Origin of the sequence: Prevotella sp. E15-22, assembly GCF_023204875.1 — a bacterium.
Lineage (GTDB): Bacteria > Bacteroidota > Bacteroidia > Bacteroidales > Bacteroidaceae > Prevotella.
Genome location: NZ_CP096247.1, coordinates 1033094 through 1050608 on the forward strand (window position 1 = coordinate 1033094; position 17515 = coordinate 1050608).

The window sequence follows — 17515 nt, forward strand, 5'->3', positions numbered from 1 at the left end:
ATAAAGTACTGAGCTTATAGTGTTTGCTATGACGGTAAACTGAGGCATAAGTTATTCTGCGTCCATTTTCTCCTTTACGTGCTGACAATAGTTGCATAGACCGCCATTATAGAGCGCTTCCAGCATTTCACACCAAGGGATATCAACGCCACATCTCTGACACTCTTCAACGGTGTTGTCTTTAATCATTTGATCGAAAACATACTTTTGTTTTTCTGAAAGTGATTCGTAACCATTGTCTATCATGTATTTTGCAATACCTGCTTCTTTGTCTTCAATACGGCCTGAGGAAATGAGATCCTCAACAAAACCCTTAAAATCATCTTCATTGTAACGGATGTTATTCATAAGCTTATATTTTAAATTATTATACAAAAAATCTTCTGTAGTGGATTGTGCAAATAGAGTGCCAAACTTTGTTAGATGACATAATGGCATTGGTAAGATAGGCAATGCTGCCGGATGATAATCGGACAGACACTTTGTTGAGGCTGATAAATGTGCTTGACAATGCTCTTTTATCAGGGGTATGGGGTAGTGAGTGTAACGAGTAGGGGTTACACTGACATTACACGCTGATCAGGGGACGGTTCTCCGATTACTTTAGTAAATATATTTAGGGAACTATATACCTGTTGACTCTAAATATCAATAGTGTATAACTATACAAAAATGAGCAGCCAATCACGGTTGTTCATTTTCATTTTCGTTAATAAAGAATAAATTCCATCGGCATATTCAATGTATGTCAATGGGATTTTGTAATTTTGCTTCATAATCGGCTCAAGGGCTGTATTTGACATAATAACATCAGCCCCCAAAGAAAGTCGGTTTAGAAAGGATAGGAGTATTGCCTTATGAGTAAAATTTATACTTCACAATGGCAGCAAGATGCTCTTTCTCTAATGAAAAGAATGCATCTACTCTAAATGTTCTCGAAAAGTAAACTATAGTTGGTTTCTTTCCCCACGTTGTATGTCACGTTGGGGTCTTTTTATGTCAACTCACTAACAGTAAGTGTAAATAGTAGGACCGTGGTGACAGGTCTGTGTCTTGTAGTGATGATGAAGGAGATGTCTCCACTACGGTCGACGTGACAGAGCGGTGGTGGGAGACATTGCAATAATGCAAAAGCAGCTACAACATTGATTGTAGCTGCTTTCTTTGTTTTGGCGGTGGCGGTCTAAAAAGTATCATGGAAAAATTCGGGTTTGGGGGTTAGTTACTGCTCAAGCGTGAGGGGCTTGAGATGATTGTATTCAGCACGGGCATCGAAGCAGGGACAGGCCTTGCAAACCCAGGGAAGGTCACGATGACCAAGGATCTGGGCATCGGGGTAGTCGGCCTTCAGGGCGCGAAGAAGCGTGATGAGGGTCTGCTTCTGGGCAGGGGTGCGGGTGTCGGCAGGCTTGCCATTGGCATCGAGGCCTCCCTCATAACAAACGCCGATACTGTGGGCGTTGTAACGACGGGCGTGGGCTCCTATCATGTCCTCAGGGCGGCACTTATGCAGGTGCCCGTCCTTGGTGATGTAGTAGTGGTAGCCGGTGGTGGTGAAGCCCCGGGCCTTGTGACAGGCCTCGAGGGCTTCGGGGGAGAAGTCGCGCGTGACGCGCGTGGCTGAACAGTGACAGATAATGAGGTTAATGTGTCGCATAGCTAAAACCAATTAGGTGAGCAGGACTGCACGCAGAGGGTGCCGGCGATGGTGGTGATGATGGTGGCGATGATCTGGAGCAGCTGCTTCCAAGATGAAGGGGATAGTTTCATTTTTGAAAAGGATTAAATTTGTTAATTGACCACGGATGACTCGGATTGTACGGATTATCCGTTTTATCCGTTAGATCCGTGTTCGTTTACTAAATTGACCACAGATAACTCGGATTGAACGGATTAGGGATTCGTGGGCTCACTGTCAACGTTCATGGCGTTGTCGTGGGTTTCCTCGAAGACAACGTCCTTGAGCATGGTGATGGCGTTGACGTACTTCTGCTTCACAGAGCCGTCGGCCTTCTTCTGCTGACCGACAACAACACGGGTGGTCTCGGGCTGGAACAGGACGCGACGGGTGGTGATGGTCTGGGCACCACAGTCCTCAATCTTGGCGACACCGATGCTCGAGAAGCCGACCTTGAAGATGCCAATGCCGTCGAGCTTGATCTTCTGACCCATCTCGAAGAAGTGCTTGAAGGCCTCGCCCAACTCCTGGAGCACGGCCTTGATGTCGCTCTTCTTCACGGAGGCCTGGCGCTGGATGAAGTCGGCGAGCTCCTCGGTGGCCACGAAGTGGTTGTCGTAAATGGCTTGGGCAAAGTACTTGCAGTAGGCTTTGCTGGCGGTGTTCTTGTTTTGTGTTTTAATGAATTTCTGACTCATTGTTTTAAAAAGGATTTTTTAGTTAAACATATTATTTTTTACTTATCCGGATAGTCTCTATCGGGCGTTGAGATAATCTCAACGGGGTGTTCGGGTTATCTCGATACCCCCTAAGGGGTTATCTCGATCGTTCGTTCGAGGTATCTGAACGGGGCGTTCAGATGGTTTCGATGGGGCGAAAGTCGCGCCCCTTGTGGGGCTTGATTTCGTTTGCAAAGGTACTACATTTGGAAAGGGTCTTGTCCCTTTCTGTCCGCTTTACAAACCTAAATCTTCTATTTTTTTATGTTCGTTTTCTCGCTCACCCGAGAAAAGGAACCAAAAGAGGGGTGCTACCCCCAAGGCCCCCTAGATAGGGGGATGCAAACGGGAGTCGCGGACGACCGACGACTCCCGTGCCTTTTTGGTATCGCGGGACACGCGATATTCTCTCTTACATCCCTGCTTGCGCCGTCCCTTGGAAAGGGACTCACAGGTCCGCGATGAATCGTTTTTATCGGCTGGCGCGGTGGGTAATCCGTTAAATCCGATAGATCCGTGGTCGTTTTGTTAGATAGAGTCGCTGTGTTATCGGGGATGTCGATGCAGTAGTCCTCAGAGATGTAGTGGACGGCGGGAGGGGGAAGTTTACGGGCGAAGGGACTGACGCCCATGGCCGTGAGGATGGGACGACGGGTGGCGAGGTAACGGCGGAAGGTGCGGGGGGAGACCCCGGCTAGCTTGGCTAGCTCACTTTTGTACATTGCTTTCATTTTTCTTTTATTTTTGAACACGAATTCTTGGACGAGCCAAGCGGCAAAGCCGAGCGACACGAATTGAACGAATTTTTTTTCTTTTTTTTACGAACACGGATTGTTCGGATTGTACGGATTATTATTTTCAGTTTATCCGTTTCATCTGTTAGATCCGTGTTCGTTTATTAATTGACCACGGATGGTTCGGATTAAACTAATTCTTTCAAATGTATAAATACATTTGTGTAATGAGTGTAATGAGAAATGGGAAATTGCGTTATGGAAATGCATTTGGATGGAGGTGAATATATTTCTTAGAAGGGAAGGTCTAATTCTTCGCTACATTCGTTACACTGGTCGGAGGCGGAGAGCATGTCGGAGATGACGCGCTGCGACTCGTTGGTGTCCATCTCGAAGAGCTTGTAGTAGCAGCCCTTGCTGTTGCGCTCGGAGTGGAAGCCGATGGCTTTCATGACCAGGGAGACGCGACGCGAGGTGATGGGCTGACGACCGTAGGAGATCATCTGGGCGATGGTGGCTGCGTTGAGGCGCTTGAAGGGCTCGCCGGGCTTGGGCTGGCGGAAGCGACAGCGGATGAGCTGTTCTTCGTCGGACACAATGCGGAAATACTCGTTCTGCTGCTTCATGCGCTCTTCTTCATGCTTGTTGAACCAGTAGCTGAAGCCGTCGTAATACTCGTCGCGCAACTGGGCATAGAGCTGCTCGTAGTCGAGGTCCCAGGCGCGGGGGTTGTCGATGTTGTTCACGCGGAAACAGAGCCAGCGACGGTTGCCGGTGTCGTCGGTGAGGAAGCGCTCCTGGTTGCCGGTGGCGCAGAGCGAGGCCAGGCGGTGCTTGGCCATAACGAACTTATCGTAGGGGCGGCGGATCTTCAGGGTGACCTTGGTCGATAAGGACTTGAGCTCGGCGTTGTCGCGGTCCTTGAACATGTCGATCTCTTCGATCTCCACCAGACAGTTCTCGACGAGGGCTATCTGGTCGTCTTTCTGCGAGAAGGAGTTGCTGGAGTTCTCCAAATAATACGGGCGCAGCGAGGGCGGCAGGAGGTAACGGAAGAAGGTGGTCTTATAGATGCCTTGCGGACCGATGAGGGTGAGGATGGTTTCGTTGCAGATGTCGTCGCTCAGCCAGTCGGCCATGGTGGCCACGAGCCACTTGTGGAGGGCCCACTGGAACAGCTGCTGGGCGTCGGCGGGCTCTTGGTTGTCTTGCACGGGGTCTACATGCACATGGGCGGCCAACTCGCTGACGCGGTCGGTCTTGTCCCAGGCGGGGAGATCACGGACATAGTCGCGCACGGGGTGGATGCAGCGGGCATAGTCGCTCATGATCATGTCGCGCACGTCTGACTTCAGCACGCGCTTGGCGGTGTCGGTGGCCATGAGTTTGCGCAGGGTGCACACCACGCTGTCTTCCATCTGCTGCCACTCGGGGGTGGGGGGCGTCAGCCCATTGCCCTGGCCGCGCAGGTTGAGCATCTCGCAGCGGTAGTAGGTCTGGTCGGTGATCTGGTTGTAGATGACTTCGACCTTGTTCTCGCTGAGCCACGTGACGATGTCGGGCAGGGTGATCATCGACACTTCCTTGGGCCGCCCGGCCTTGTTCAGTCGCCAACGGCCATATTCGTGCTGGCGGTTCTGATACACCCAGTGGATGATGCTCTCGCGCTGCTTCTGCTCGTAGTCGCACCAGTTCTGGGCGGCCCACGACAGGAGGTCTTCCTTCGCCACGCCGAAGTGGTTGAACAGATGGGCGGCATGCATCACGTAGTGATGGTGGGTGCCCTGACCGTAGGTGATGTTGCGCTTGGCCAGCATCTGCTCGATGACGGCCCAGGCGGCTTCGGCCTCGGCATGGTGGGTACCCACGGGGTCGTCCTTGCGGCGCTTGCCGGGCTCGGTGTCGGCTGCGGTGTTGGCTGCCGCTGCCTCGTCGTCGGTGATGAGGAAGGGCTGCGCCTGGAGGTTCAGCACGGCCTCGGGGTCGTGGGCCATGCCGCTCAGGCGGGTGATGTTGCTGCACTGGCCGTCGTAGGCCACGCCGCACAAATCGGCGTAGTACTGGTTGCCTTTCTTATACGCTGCGCGATAGAGTATGCCGTTCTCGGGGGGCGAGAACGCTGTGACCACGGGTGAGTTTACGAACACGGATGGCTCGGATGGAACGGATGATTGGGCGTCCCAGGATGAGACGCCTGAATAGCAGAAGATGATGCGGAAGCCTTCGCCACTCACGGTGCGATAGGCGAGGACCGTGTGGGGGTCTGCCCAGATCTTACTTCTTATCTCTTCCATCTTCTCGCGCTCCACATGGTCGATGTCGCAGATGGACAGGCCTGTGACGCGCGTGGCGTGGGTGGTCTGCTTGCCCAGACCGTTGAACACTACGGCCACGGAGAAGGCCGGCATAATGGAGTTCTTGACTTTTTTATTGGCTTCGTCGCGGGTTATGGTCTTTGCGATATTGCGATAGAGCTCGGTTTTTTGCTCCAAGCTCTTATCGCTTTTTATCCACCATAACACGCTTTCCAGACCTACTGTCTTACTTTCGTAAGACTGCAGGTCTTTGAATATACTGAGTTTTATTTCTTCTATCTTCATATCTTCTTTCTTTTCGAACACGGATTTTTCGGATTGAACGGATTATCCGTTATATCCGTTAGATCCGTGTTCGTTTATTAATTGACCACGGATTACTCGGATTTTACGGATTATTATATCCGTTTCATCCGTTAGATCGGTGTTCGCTTATTACGGGGGATTCGTGGGAGAGTCATGGGACTCACGGGCATGCAGGAGGCCCCAGTGGAGGATGTTGTCGAAGACATAGTCGATGAGTTCGTCGGCACGATGCTTCGTCTCATCACGACCAATGAACTCCATGGTGTGGAGAAGAATGCGCAGGAGGCGCTTGGATGGGATGTTGCGAGGGTCGTCGCACCGCAGCCACCGGCTGTTGACGCCTCCTTCCTTCACAAGGGACGAAGTGAGGCCCTTGATGCGTTTCGTTTCATGGATGATGTAGGTCAGCAACTCTCGTTCTGGACCTTCCTCCATAGGAGGAATTGGTGGGTTTTTAAAGAAAGTCATTTTTGACAAAGACTATAAGTTATTGTTGATAATAGCGATTGTGTTTATTGCGGCGGTATGTTGCCTTTTACGATACAAAGGTACAACAAGATTTTTATATAATGGAGATGTCTATAGTCGTCTATTCTCCCACAAAGATTTAAGAAAATTTATACTTTTAATGGCGAAAAATATATAAAAAAATAAGACAACAGATTATTATGTGCTTTTCTTGTCATTTCGTTCTGTTTTTGAACACGAATTAAACGAATGATTTTATGAACATCTAAAAACTCGAAAGTCACAAAAAAATAATTCGAGTCTTTCGTGTTTTTCGATGTTATAAAAAAAAGAATCCGTGTTTGTTTATTGAATATTGATGTGAAAGTGCGTTTTTTAAGATAAAATAGGGGAGATATTAAAAAAAAGTTGTACTTTTGCACATTCATATTCAACATATGTCCTTAATGGTATAAGATAAAAAGATTCACATAAGATATGAAAACAGCACTTATTACTGGTATTACTGGTCAGGATGGAAGTTACCTGGCCGAGTTTTTGTTGGAAAAAGGATATGACGTACATGGAACTATTCGTCGTAGTTCTGTGGACTTTCGTGAGCGTATAGCACATTTGGAGGGTACGCCTCATTTTCATCTGCACTATGCAGACTTGGGCGACTCGATGAGTGTGCTGGGTGTCATCGGTAAGGTGAAGCCCGATGAGATCTATAACCTGGCTGCACAGAGTCACGTGCAGGTGTCGTTCGATTCGCCTGAGTTTACGGCCGACGTGGATGCTGTGGGTGTATTGCGTATCCTGGAGGCTGTGCGTCAGCTGGGTTTGACGGAGACTTGCCGTATCTACCAGGCTTCTACATCTGAGTTGTATGGTAAAGTGGAGGAGGTGCCTCAGAACGAGAATACGCCTTTCCATCCTTATAGCCCCTATGCTGTGGCTAAGCAGTATGGCTTCTGGATTGTGAAAGAGTATCGTGAGGCTTACAATATGTATTGCTGCTCGGGTATCCTGTTTAACCACGAGTCTGAGCGTCGTGGTGAGACTTTCGTGACCCGTAAGATCACGCTGGCTGCTGCACGTATTTCGCAGGGCGTGCAGGATTGTCTGTATCTAGGTAATATGGATAGCCTCCGTGACTGGGGCTATGCCAAGGACTATGTGGAGTGTATGTGGCTCATCCTGCAGCAGGACAAGCCTGAGGACTTCGTGATTGCCACGGGTGTGCAGCACAGTGTTCGTGAGTTCACCACGCTGGCCTTCAAGCACGCTGGCATCGAACTGAAGTTCGAGGGTGAGGGTATCAACGAAAAGGGTATCTGCGTGGCCGGTCCTGAGAACCTCATCGGCAAGACCCTCGTGGCTGTCTCAGAAGACTTCTATCGTCCTACGGACGTAGTCAACCTCTGGGGTGACCCCACAAAGGCTAAGGCTAAGTTGAAGTGGAATCCTAGCAAGACATCTTTCGAGGAGCTCGTGAAGATTATGGTGGAACACGACATCGCCAAGGTTGCCGCCGAGGGCGCTGCTGCGAAGGTACGCACAAACTTGGCTGAGTACCTCGAAAAGGGCATCGTGAAGTAACAGAACATATAAAGATTAACATCTAAAGACACGGAAGAAACGAAAGATATTAGAGTTTTTAGTGCATTTCGATGTTAAAACAAAAATGTTAAGATGTTAAGTAAAGAAAGTAAGATATATGTGGCAGGTCACCATGGATTGGTGGGCTCTGCCATTTGGAATAATTTGCTTCAACGAGGTTATACAAATCTTGTTGGTAGAAGTCACAAGGAACTGGATTTGACTGACCAGGTGGCAGTGAAGAAGTTCTTTGATGAGGAACAGCCGGAGGCGGTGGTGCTGGCTGCCGCATTTGTCGGTGGCATCATGGCTAATTCGCTGTATCGTGCTGACTTCATCATGATGAACATGAAGATTCAGTGCAACGTGATTTCAGAGGCGTATGCCCATGGCGTAAAGAAGTTGCTGTTCTTGGGTTCGACGTGTATTTATCCGAAGAATGCGCCACAACCCATGAAGGAAGATTGCTTGTTGACAAGTCCCCTTGAGTACACCAACGAGGAGTACGCCATTGCGAAAATCGCTGGCTTGAAGATGTGTGAGAGCTACAACCTGCAGTACGGCACCAACTACATTGCGGTGATGCCGACGAATCTCTATGGCCCCAACGATAACTTCCACTTGGAGAACAGTCACGTGATGCCGGCGATGATGCGCAAGGTGTATCTGGCGAAGCTCATCCACGATGGGGCGTGGGACAAGATTGCGATTGACCTGAACAAGCGTCCTGTTGAGGGTGTTACAGGCGAAGGCCTGTGTGAAGAGAACATCGAAAATCACGAAAATAACAAAAAATCGAGTCTTTCGGGTATTTCGATGTTAGAAAATAGAAAAAAGGCCCTAGATGTTCTTGGTAAGTATGGCATTTTTGACAACAAGGTGGTGTTGTGGGGTACTGGTACGCCATTGCGTGAGTTCCTGTGGTCTGAGGACATGGCTGATGCCTCAGTGCATGTGCTACTGAACGTGGACTTTAAGGATGTGATTGGCATCGAGAAATATTCGTCGGTTCATTACGGTGCTGCAACCGATGGTGCCGTAGATCGTAACCACAGTGCTGGTCGTGGTGGCGCCATTCCGAGTCTTGGTGAGATTCGCAACTGTCACATCAACGTGGGCACAGGTAAGGAACTCACCATCCGTGAACTCTCTGAGCTCGTCGTCAAGGCCGTCGGCTTTGAGGGCACAGTAGAGTTTGATGCATCTAAGCCTGATGGAACCATGCGCAAGCTCATCGATGTCTCGAAGCTGCACAGCCTCGGATGGACGCATAAAGTCGAGATCGAGGATGGTGTCCAGAAACTGTTTGATTGGTACAAGGAATCGCTGCAGGACAGCGGGGACAGTCAGTGTCTCGCGATGGCATGAGGTGGATGGAATAATGACTGTTCATGGTTCTTTGCAGAGCAAAGCGGCAGAGCCGAGCGAATGATTAAGGAGATTGTTAAAGGGGTATAGCTGATGAGGCTATGCCATTTTATTGTTATTGGTTCAGGGTTCATGGTGAATGATTCAAGGAGAATGGCACCTGTGGGATTGGTAGGTAAAACATAAATAATGTTAGTGATATGGAACAACAGTTTAAAATTGGTGATATCGTTATTCTGAAGAGTGATGCATTGAAGCATTTTCCTATCGTTATGACTGTTAATGAGATTGAGATGGGGAAGGTGGTTTGTGTGTGGTCTTCTGATGGTAAGGGCTTTAGCGAAAGGACGTTTAGCGCTGAGGCTCTGGAATTATACAATGGGGAGTGAAATGGGTGAGAACTTGTTAATCTTAGGTAATGGATTTGATCTTGACCTGGGACTTCATACTCGGTATTCGGAATTCTGGGAAAGCGACAGATGGGATGAGGTGAAGGGAGAATGTCCTGAGCCGTATCTTATCAATTCTCTGGAGAAGTATCGCGTTACTCATAACTGGTTTGATTTAGAGTCGGGTCTGCTTGAGGGTGCTAAAAACTTGAAGGGTAGGATAAGGAGAACTTCCGATGTTTCTGAATATTACGACTCTTTTCAGATTCTGATTCAGGAACTGAGGGCGTATATTAAACAGCAGCAGGAGAGTTTCACTCCGACGAAGAACAGTGTGGCAGAGCGGCTGCTGAAGGTGATTGACTCTAGGCAGGTGTTTAAATGTATCTATACGTTTAACTATACTGACATCGCGAAAATGAGTCAGCGTTTCCATGTGTCTAAGTTGCCTCTTGTTCAATATGTTCATGGCTCGTTAGCCCCGAATGAGCAGATAATCTTGGGAATAGAGATGGAGGATTTTTCTTCAATCCCTCCGCAGTTGACTTTCTTGATAAAGTCTAATAGTCCGTATTATCGCTATACAAATTTGTTGAGGGATCTGAATATGGCTGACCATGTGGTTTTCTTTGGTCATTCTATTAACGGTATGGACTTCCCGTATTTCAAGGATTATTTCTTGCAATTGGTGGAAATGCGAATTCCTCAGGAGGAGAAGCGACATATTACAATCATTACGTACGATGAGCGGTCTGCCATGCAGATTAAGGATAATTTCCGTGCGAATGGTATAGATGTAAGAAGTCTCTTCAATAAGGTTGCTCTGGAGTTTATCATGACGAAGGGGGTATATGAGAAGAATCCCATGGAATGTGATAAACTTGATAGGCTGATTGGGGATTTGAAGTCGTAGGGATAGATTAACTGATGGCAAAGCTTGGATGAGAAATGTCATTGAATCTCTCTGATTTGATTTAGATAAGTATATCGTGTGAAAAACAAAGGGCTTTCGTACAAGGATGTGCGAAGGCCCTTTATTGTTTTCAAAGGGTGGGGTGGCATAACTACATAAAATTAATTTAAAAAATTTCACTGTTTGCTTGCTTTGTTCGAAGGAAATCTGTATATTTGCAATCGTGAATTGTGAGAATCATAAACTTTTGCCATAGACAAAAACTAAAATGATTCAAACATCATGATTCAATGCATCTATTCTGAACACGGATAGTTCGGATGGAACGGATGCGTCCTCAGGTGTCATCTCGACTGAAGTGGAGAGATCCCCTCGATAGGCTTGAAAGGATAGGGTAGGAAAGTGCACATGTCCCTTTGTTGGTAATAATGTAATTCAAAGAAATAATTATCTTATATGTTTAGAATTCTAGGTATAAAAATATTGGAAGGATGTTTTGAGAGTGTTCATAAAATCCTAAAGGTAGGCGTACCTTACCTCCTCTTTGATTATTATGAGGAGGATAAGGACAATCCATATAACCTGATTTGCAAGAAACAAGAACGTGGCGCAGAATATAAACTTTACAGTGTTACATGTGATAACGGGCATAAAATAGACATCACCGTAAGTGGAATTGTGGGTCAGAATGGAGATGGAAAAAGTACATTCGTGGAGGTGGTATTACGACTGTTGAATAACTTTGCACACGCCTTTGGCTTCCTTACAGACCAAGAATCGCTACACTATAACATAGGCGTGGCTGGAATATTGTATTATGAATTGGATAATCATATCTATGCGATTAGATGTGAAGGAGGAGATAAGGCTTTTGATACAAACGGGATTCCTAATATATCGTGCTATAAGGACGGTGTAATAATGGAGGGTATAGATTTGAGAGAAGATGATATCACAAAGAAACAGAAACTGAAGGAGATGCACTTGGAGGAACTGTTTTATACCATGGTGATAAACTATTCGCTCTATGCCTATAATTCGCTCACGATGATGAATGAAACGAAAGACGGCGGCAGTTGGATGGAGGAACTGTTCCATAAGAATGATTCATATCAAACACCAGTGGTACTGAACCCCATGCGTACTGACGGTAATATAGATGTGAATAGGGAGGATCATTTGTCGTACCAACGGCTGTTGAGTTTGTATACCGTGGGGGGTGAAAACAACATTGAAAGGAAAATAAAGGAGCACGAAGAGGCCATTGGATATGCTTTTTATCAGGAGAAAGAATCGAAGTTCGTAGATAAAACGATTGAGGCTTACTTTATAGAATACCATAGGGAGGATTTTGAGTGGCAGAATGTAGATGTGTACTTTGTACCATTAATTCATGCAGAGGATAAATATAGCGAAGAAAAGAATAACCTCAGCAAGCACTTCCTGGAATTCTGGAAGGAGTTTGATGAGTTGTATAAGCAGTATAATAAGCTATGGGATCTAGCTGGAAACGTTCTTTCTAGTGAGAGGATGGGCAGAAGCGGTGAGTCTGATTTCAATAAATATGTGACGAAGTTGTTTGGCTACATGGAACAGCACCATGCCGATGCAATAAAGCCTTACAAGGATAGTAAAGAAAAGTTTTTGCAAAGCGAACCATTCAGAAACATGAACTATGCCGAATTTTATAGGCTAGTAAGGGTGATTGAGTTGTGGGAAATGCTGCGCAAAGAATGCAAAGAGATAGATTGTAACCTAAATGATGCTATAGAAAAGAGAAAACAGCCACTATATGCGGCCAAGTTGTATGTGCTGTATAAGGTGATGGAAATTATGAATACCTATACCCCCTATAGGGATCATAGCTACATTGAAGATAGAACTTTCGAGATGTTGGTTAACCCCATTTCAAAGAATATTGGCTTTAAGAGAATGAGAAGTGACTTGCATGAAATTCTGGAAAAAGACGACTATACTACATTAAAGCTGAGACAGTCACTGAATTACATCAAGAACTATAAAGACAATATCAAGTACTACGGAGCAAAGCCTATAAAAGAAGTCCTGCCAGATTATAAAGAAAAGGTGGATGATACATACTATGTAACTTTTAGCGAATTAAAGAAGTTGCTGACAGGCATTGTAGGATATAAAGGCATTAATAATATCATCGGATTGTTGCCACCGCCAATCTTTATCGGGGATATTATTATTAAATATCAGGATGAAGAAGCAGTGAAATATCATGAAATGGCGTCGATGAGTTCTGGCGAAAGACAACGGCTGAACTCCGTCGGGTCGTTTAGTTATCATCTGCGCAACCTTGATGCCAATCAGACGGACAATAGCAAGATACAATATAAAAATGTGTTTGTGGTATTTGAGGAGGTGGAACTATATTTCCACCCAGAATATCAGAAGGGTTATATTAACAGGTTGTTGCATCAGATTAAACAGTCGAACTTGGAGAATGTGAAAAGTATTTTCCTTCTGTTTGTGACCCATTCGCCATTTATACTTAGTGATGTGATAAAGAACAATGTTCTGTATTTAAAAGATGGAAAAGATGCAAGAGCGGAAATGAAAGTGCAGACGTTTGCATCGAATATCAATGAGTTACTTGCAGAGAGCTTTTTTCTGAAAGGAGGGTTTGCTGGGGAGTTTGCCAGTGAGGTGATTAATGATTTGGTTCAATATCTCTTAGACAAACAAAGCAAACGCCAGTGGAACATGAAATCGGCAGACCAGCTGATAGAACTGGTAGGTGATGATGTCGTGAAAATGCAATTACGCAGATTGTTCGTACAAAAATACGGAAAGGATAGTTTGGGCTATAAGGCTTGGCTGAAGAAAGAATATGAAAGGTTGGGACTGGACAAGGAAAACTGATGAGGAGAATACTGATTGATAAAAGAATAAAAGACATGGCTGCCGACTACGTGAAAGATATACAAACCGTAGTGGGAGATGTTGAGGCTTGTTTGCGGAACTTGACTGAAGAGCTAAAAAAGCAAACAACTAAGATTTATGTCTGTACAGCTGACAATGTGAATCGTTATAAGGGTGATGAATACCAAAGTGTATCGAAGTATGTTGGCAAGATAGCTGGCCACTATGATGAAATCAACAATCTATTGCCATCGCAATATGATGGTGTGATGAGCGAGATTGATGGAGAGTTGGGAACAATAAAGGTAGATGAAGTATTAGTAAAACTGAGAGGAAAGAAAAAGCAACCATTATATGAATTGATAGTAGATATAATGGGATATAACAAGGTTAGAAAAGAAGTACTGCCCCAATATGTTAATAAATTGGAGATAAAGACTTGTGTTTATTGCAACGCCCAGTTTGCGATTACGACGCTCATAGAAGATGTACGTGAGAAGATAATGTTAGGCAAACCTGGACGTCCGAAGAAAGCAATAGTTATCCCCCGCCTAGGTGGTTATTATGAGATGGACCATAATAAACCAAAGTCGAAATATCCCTATCTATGTACAAATTTCTATAATCTGCAACCATGTTGCAGTTCGTGCAATAAGCGTAAGTTGACGCGAGATTTGCCTTTTTCTATCTATTATGAGGAGGGTGATCCAGATCCTGCACCGCTACGTTTTGCCATCAGTCCGCAAGACGTGATAGACTTCCATACCAAAGGAAAGTGTAAGGGAATAAAGCCATACCTGTGTGATGAGGCTAATCCTACCAAACGTGTAAGGGCAAGAAAAAACGGAACATTGGCAGAACGCTTCAATTACATCTTTGATATAGACAAAATATACGCAGAGCATGAGGATGAGGTGGAGGAACTGCTTTGGCGGAACAGAATTTATACACATGGAATAGTAAGTGCTACCAGTAGCCAATTTAAGGATTTGCAGATAGAGGACTTTGACTTTGGAAGGTATATTCTTGGTACATATCCAAACAGGGAAGATGCTTTAAAGCGCCCTCTTACGGCGATGAAACAAGATATTTGGAAACAGGTAAAAAAGGATGAGTAAATACCGTAGAACTATAGTGACACTTGATGACACGCAGACGAAAAAAGACTATATGTTGTTTTGTGTGTTTGAGAAGTTGTGGCCAGATATGGTTACACCATCACCGCTGCATATGCATCCCAAAGGAAAAGACTTTAACAACGATGGCAGGTTTGATATTTGTGTGCATGTTGATGAGGTAGATATAACTGCAAACGTAGAGGACGACCCATTGCCACACGTGGTGTTGCAAGGCAAAGTGGAAATGCTATGGGGAGATATGCGGAGAGATCCTGATCCTGGCAATCATGGATTCATGCTGAAAAAAGGAAACTTTGACATAGATTCTGTGACCGACATGCTGCCAGAGTCACAATCTGTGCAACAAACATGGGCTTGGTTTGATTTGCAGAGACAGATGTACAATTTCTTGGGAACGCACAATATCAACCTTAACAAAGTAGGTTCTTTTACAAAGAAGCATCTTGGTATCAACCTTGCTGACAATCCTCTACATATAGGTTGTATCTATGTGGTACATTATAGCCCTATTAAAGCTGTGCATGTAGAGACGGTGCCAATGATGCCTGCAGTGAGGTGTGAAATAGACTGGCGGGTAGATGCGACCAAAGAAGATGTGTATGTGAAAGTGACGGAAAAAGTGACTGATAAGCAAAGTACCCCCAATGTTTTTACCCAGCAAGTGACAAAAGGACAGACGTTTGCTTTAGTCCAAATGGGGAGTAGGCCAAGAAGGATAGACCTTGATGTGGAAAATGGAGCAGGTGAGGTATACTTCTTCCTGAGGAGTATAGTGTTCTTTGGTTCTACTGTGTCGTTTTATTCAAACCAACGCCAAAAGAAACAACCATCGCCGTTACCAGTCAAGACCGTGGGATTGGAACACTATCTGAGAGCGGCAATACTTGAAAAAGAGGCAAAGATAAAACGGTCGAGGATGGAGTTCGTGTATTTTGACGGAGATCCAACCAAGAAGGCTGAGAACAAGAATGAAGCCAAAGATTGTGTGGAAAAGATGCTGGGAAGGGCGAAAAAGCACCTGTTGATAGCAGACCCATACTTTGCAATAGACCAGTTTAATGAATATATCATGCCATTGGCAAACGAAAAAGACCTTGAGATAACTATCGTGAACTGCAAAGAACAATTGGAGGATGTTGCGCATGGCCTGCAAAAAAAGTTTCAAGATATAGAGAGTGATCTGAAGGCTTTAGTAGTAAGTTTTAACGCAAATGTGAATGGGAATAATGTTGATATTTATTGCGTTACAGGACAAGGACGTCTGCATGACAGATTTGTGCTGACTGAAGAAGAAGGGTGGCAGATAGGTTCCTCATTAAGTGAGTTCGGTACGAGAGCTTGTTGCATCATCAAACTCTTTGATAGTGCCCATATGGAATTAGAGAATTTACTACGTGGGTGGTGTGACGACAGGAGTGTTTCATACAAAATTGAGTAAATGGAATGGAAAGGAAAGATTTGTTTATAAATAATGACCTCTCCATGATGTTGTCGAGAGAACTGGCTTCTGCACAAGAAATAGATTTAGAATGGGCAAAAGAGCAGGAGAGGATACGTAAAGAGGCGGAGGTAGTGGCTGAAAATCCGGCAGCAACTATCGATGCCAAAGTGATAATGGTCAAATGCATTAGCTATGCAGGGACTGACGAACACTATTTGAAGTTATTTACGGAGGGGAGTGATGAGGAACAAGTGACGGAGTTGAGAAGTTTGGAATACGTAGCATCATTGACACTACTGCCTGCTGCTATTCTTGTAGCTAGCCATAATCTGATAGAGAAAGAATACTATGCTAAATGGACGGAGATACTGTTTAACCTTCGTTACGTACCTTTGCAGAAAGCTTTTTGTTATTGCTTAAAAAGCCATCGTGATTTTTGCAATGTACTGAAGACGATAGACGTTAGACGACTGGATTATCCGCATACGTTCGTGCTGTCGCTTTTGGATCATTGGTTTGAATGGCTTACGAGGGCATGCGGACATCTGATAAGTTATGATGATGAGCGTGGAAATTATGATAAGAATCCTAAGGCACAGGAACTGAAAAAGGAAGGCCAAACAGTAAGAGGAGAATGGGAGAAAGAACTGCCTGTGATGATTCATGAAATCATGGATTGTTTTGCACTGCATTTGCAACCTGAAAAAATTCTAGCATGGGCAACCAATGAGCCGCTAAGAGATGACACCTTGAGTAATCCGTATAGCGCGAGTTATAATCGCTGCATATATCAGATATGGGATGACTTGTCGAAAGTTGTTCAGTTAAAATCAATACCAGAAAAGGATTTGAATCTGAATATGCTATTGCTGATGGCAAATAAGGCAGTGGAAGATCATGATGAGGCTTATGGAAAAGAAGTATATGAGAAACTGAAGGGGTGCTTGATGAAAGAGAACTTTTCCAATATGGAAAAGAAATCAAAAGTTGAAGAGAAACGACAGCGAACAATTGCGAAGCTGATGTCTTTAATTAGTCCAGATTTGGATTTTGGTGGATTTGTAAATGGTGTTGCGACGCGGTTTCAGGGATGGAATTTGGACTACCAGCAGGTTTACGCAGAAGCAAGACGGGAAGCGTATTTAATATGTTGCCTATTTAGGGTGTTTGAAATTCAGACAGTTGAGGATAGTAGCTTATTCCCGTTATGGAAAACCTTGGTGGATGTCTATTTGCATGAGTATCGGCGCTGCGATAACGAATATATACTAAGAGATGATTTTACTGTGCCGTTTAGAGTGGCTGTAGAGATGGCTGCGAAGCTAAAGGATGATGGTTGTCGGGACTATCTGCATGAGGTGATGCTGGATAATGTGCTGAGCATTGTAGCATTGTTGACGGTATTTTCGGAATGTAGTATGACGCTGGCTGATAATATTGTAAAATGGTTACTGCAGAGGATAGAAACAGAGTGGCCATCGGCAAAGATGTTGATGGAAGTAAGAGGACAGCGGATGTTGGAAGAGAGAATTGAGGATTTGATTGGGCAGTTGAAGAAAGGAGGAAAGGAATAAT

General features: G+C 45.2%; 14 protein-coding genes. 8 read left to right on the forward strand and 6 right to left on the reverse strand.

Annotated features, from left to right (window positions below):
* Positions 1 to 51: 51 nt before the first annotated feature.
* The 6 genes from M1D30_RS04065 to M1D30_RS04085 form a co-directional block, all read right to left on the reverse strand.
* Positions 52 to 348: a hypothetical protein gene (locus tag M1D30_RS04065; protein WP_248506527.1), complete on the reverse strand. Its 297-nt coding sequence runs from the start codon at positions 346 to 348 to the stop codon at positions 52 to 54.
* 874 nt (positions 349 to 1222) lie between these two features.
* Positions 1223 to 1657 (reverse strand): N-acetylmuramoyl-L-alanine amidase, encoded by a 435-nt coding sequence (locus tag M1D30_RS04070; protein ID WP_248506529.1) that lies wholly within the window; start codon positions 1655 to 1657, stop codon positions 1223 to 1225.
* A 2-nt stretch (positions 1658 to 1659) separates the two neighbouring features.
* The gene (locus M1D30_RS13785) at positions 1660 to 1770 is read right to left on the reverse strand and encodes a smalltalk protein (RefSeq protein WP_371874168.1); all 111 of its coding nucleotides are present in this window, start codon (positions 1768 to 1770) and stop codon (positions 1660 to 1662) included.
* A 123-nt stretch (positions 1771 to 1893) separates the two neighbouring features.
* Positions 1894 to 2376, reverse strand: coding sequence for a DNA-binding protein (locus M1D30_RS04075; protein WP_248506531.1), 483 nt, complete (start codon positions 2374 to 2376; stop codon positions 1894 to 1896).
* A 1048-nt stretch (positions 2377 to 3424) separates the two neighbouring features.
* On the reverse strand, positions 3425 to 5731 hold the full coding sequence (locus M1D30_RS04080; RefSeq protein WP_248506532.1) for a VapE domain-containing protein: 2307 nt from the start codon (positions 5729 to 5731) through the stop codon (positions 3425 to 3427).
* Between the two features lie 150 nt (positions 5732 to 5881).
* The gene (locus M1D30_RS04085) at positions 5882 to 6220 is read right to left on the reverse strand and encodes a hypothetical protein (RefSeq protein ID WP_248506534.1); all 339 of its coding nucleotides are present in this window, start codon (positions 6218 to 6220) and stop codon (positions 5882 to 5884) included.
* A gap of 477 nt (positions 6221 to 6697) precedes the next feature.
* On the opposite strand from M1D30_RS04085, the gene gmd reads away from it, so the two are divergent.
* The 8 genes from gmd (at position 6698) to M1D30_RS04125 (ending at position 17514) form a co-directional block, all read left to right on the forward strand.
* Positions 6698 to 7801 (forward strand): GDP-mannose 4,6-dehydratase, encoded by a 1104-nt coding sequence (gene gmd, locus M1D30_RS04090; protein WP_248506536.1) that lies wholly within the window; start codon positions 6698 to 6700, stop codon positions 7799 to 7801.
* A gap of 93 nt (positions 7802 to 7894) precedes the next feature.
* Positions 7895 to 9169 (forward strand): GDP-L-fucose synthase, encoded by a 1275-nt coding sequence (locus tag M1D30_RS04095; protein WP_248506538.1) that lies wholly within the window; start codon positions 7895 to 7897, stop codon positions 9167 to 9169.
* A 200-nt stretch (positions 9170 to 9369) separates the two neighbouring features.
* The gene (locus M1D30_RS04100) at positions 9370 to 9558 is read left to right on the forward strand and encodes a hypothetical protein (protein WP_248506539.1); all 189 of its coding nucleotides are present in this window, start codon (positions 9370 to 9372) and stop codon (positions 9556 to 9558) included.
* Position 9559: 1 nt separating this feature from the next.
* A complete protein-coding gene (locus M1D30_RS04105) occupies positions 9560 to 10471 on the forward strand; it encodes an AbiH family protein (RefSeq protein WP_248506541.1) in 912 nt (303 codons plus the stop codon).
* A 456-nt stretch (positions 10472 to 10927) separates the two neighbouring features.
* Positions 10928 to 13360, forward strand: coding sequence for an ATP-binding protein (locus M1D30_RS04110; protein WP_248506543.1), 2433 nt, complete (start codon positions 10928 to 10930; stop codon positions 13358 to 13360).
* Positions 13360 to 14478, forward strand: a complete 1119-nt coding sequence (locus M1D30_RS04115; RefSeq protein WP_248506545.1) for an HNH endonuclease — start codon at positions 13360 to 13362, stop codon at positions 14476 to 14478. Before M1D30_RS04110 ends, M1D30_RS04115 begins: the two co-directional genes overlap by 1 nt.
* Positions 14471 to 15937, forward strand: coding sequence for a hypothetical protein (locus tag M1D30_RS04120; protein ID WP_248506547.1), 1467 nt, complete (start codon positions 14471 to 14473; stop codon positions 15935 to 15937). The genes M1D30_RS04115 and M1D30_RS04120 overlap by 8 nt, the downstream gene beginning before the upstream one ends.
* 5 nt (positions 15938 to 15942) lie before the next feature.
* Positions 15943 to 17514 carry a hypothetical protein gene (locus tag M1D30_RS04125; protein ID WP_248506549.1) on the forward strand — a complete coding sequence of 524 codons (1572 nt, stop codon included), beginning with the start codon at positions 15943 to 15945 and terminating at the stop codon, positions 17512 to 17514.
* Position 17515: the final 1 nt, after the last annotated feature.

Coding starts and splice junctions, on each gene's coding strand:
- M1D30_RS04065 (WP_248506527.1), bottom strand. CDS start 348: ATGAATAACATCCGTTACAATGAAGATGATTTTAAGGGTTTTGTTGAG.
- M1D30_RS04070 (WP_248506529.1), bottom strand. CDS start 1,657: ATGCGACACATTAACCTCATTATCTGTCACTGTTCAGCCACGCGCGTC.
- M1D30_RS13785 (WP_371874168.1), bottom strand. CDS start 1,770: ATGAAACTATCCCCTTCATCTTGGAAGCAGCTGCTCCAGATCATCGCC.
- M1D30_RS04075 (WP_248506531.1), bottom strand. CDS start 2,376: ATGAGTCAGAAATTCATTAAAACACAAAACAAGAACACCGCCAGCAAA.
- M1D30_RS04080 (WP_248506532.1), bottom strand. CDS start 5,731: ATGAAGATAGAAGAAATAAAACTCAGTATATTCAAAGACCTGCAGTCT.
- M1D30_RS04085 (WP_248506534.1), bottom strand. CDS start 6,220: ATGACTTTCTTTAAAAACCCACCAATTCCTCCTATGGAGGAAGGTCCA.
- gmd (WP_248506536.1), top strand. CDS start 6,698: ATGAAAACAGCACTTATTACTGGTATTACTGGTCAGGATGGAAGTTAC.
- M1D30_RS04095 (WP_248506538.1), top strand. CDS start 7,895: ATGTTAAGTAAAGAAAGTAAGATATATGTGGCAGGTCACCATGGATTG.
- M1D30_RS04100 (WP_248506539.1), top strand. CDS start 9,370: ATGGAACAACAGTTTAAAATTGGTGATATCGTTATTCTGAAGAGTGAT.
- M1D30_RS04105 (WP_248506541.1), top strand. CDS start 9,560: ATGGGTGAGAACTTGTTAATCTTAGGTAATGGATTTGATCTTGACCTG.
- M1D30_RS04110 (WP_248506543.1), top strand. CDS start 10,928: ATGTTTAGAATTCTAGGTATAAAAATATTGGAAGGATGTTTTGAGAGT.
- M1D30_RS04115 (WP_248506545.1), top strand. CDS start 13,360: ATGAGGAGAATACTGATTGATAAAAGAATAAAAGACATGGCTGCCGAC.
- M1D30_RS04120 (WP_248506547.1), top strand. CDS start 14,471: ATGAGTAAATACCGTAGAACTATAGTGACACTTGATGACACGCAGACG.
- M1D30_RS04125 (WP_248506549.1), top strand. CDS start 15,943: ATGGAAAGGAAAGATTTGTTTATAAATAATGACCTCTCCATGATGTTG.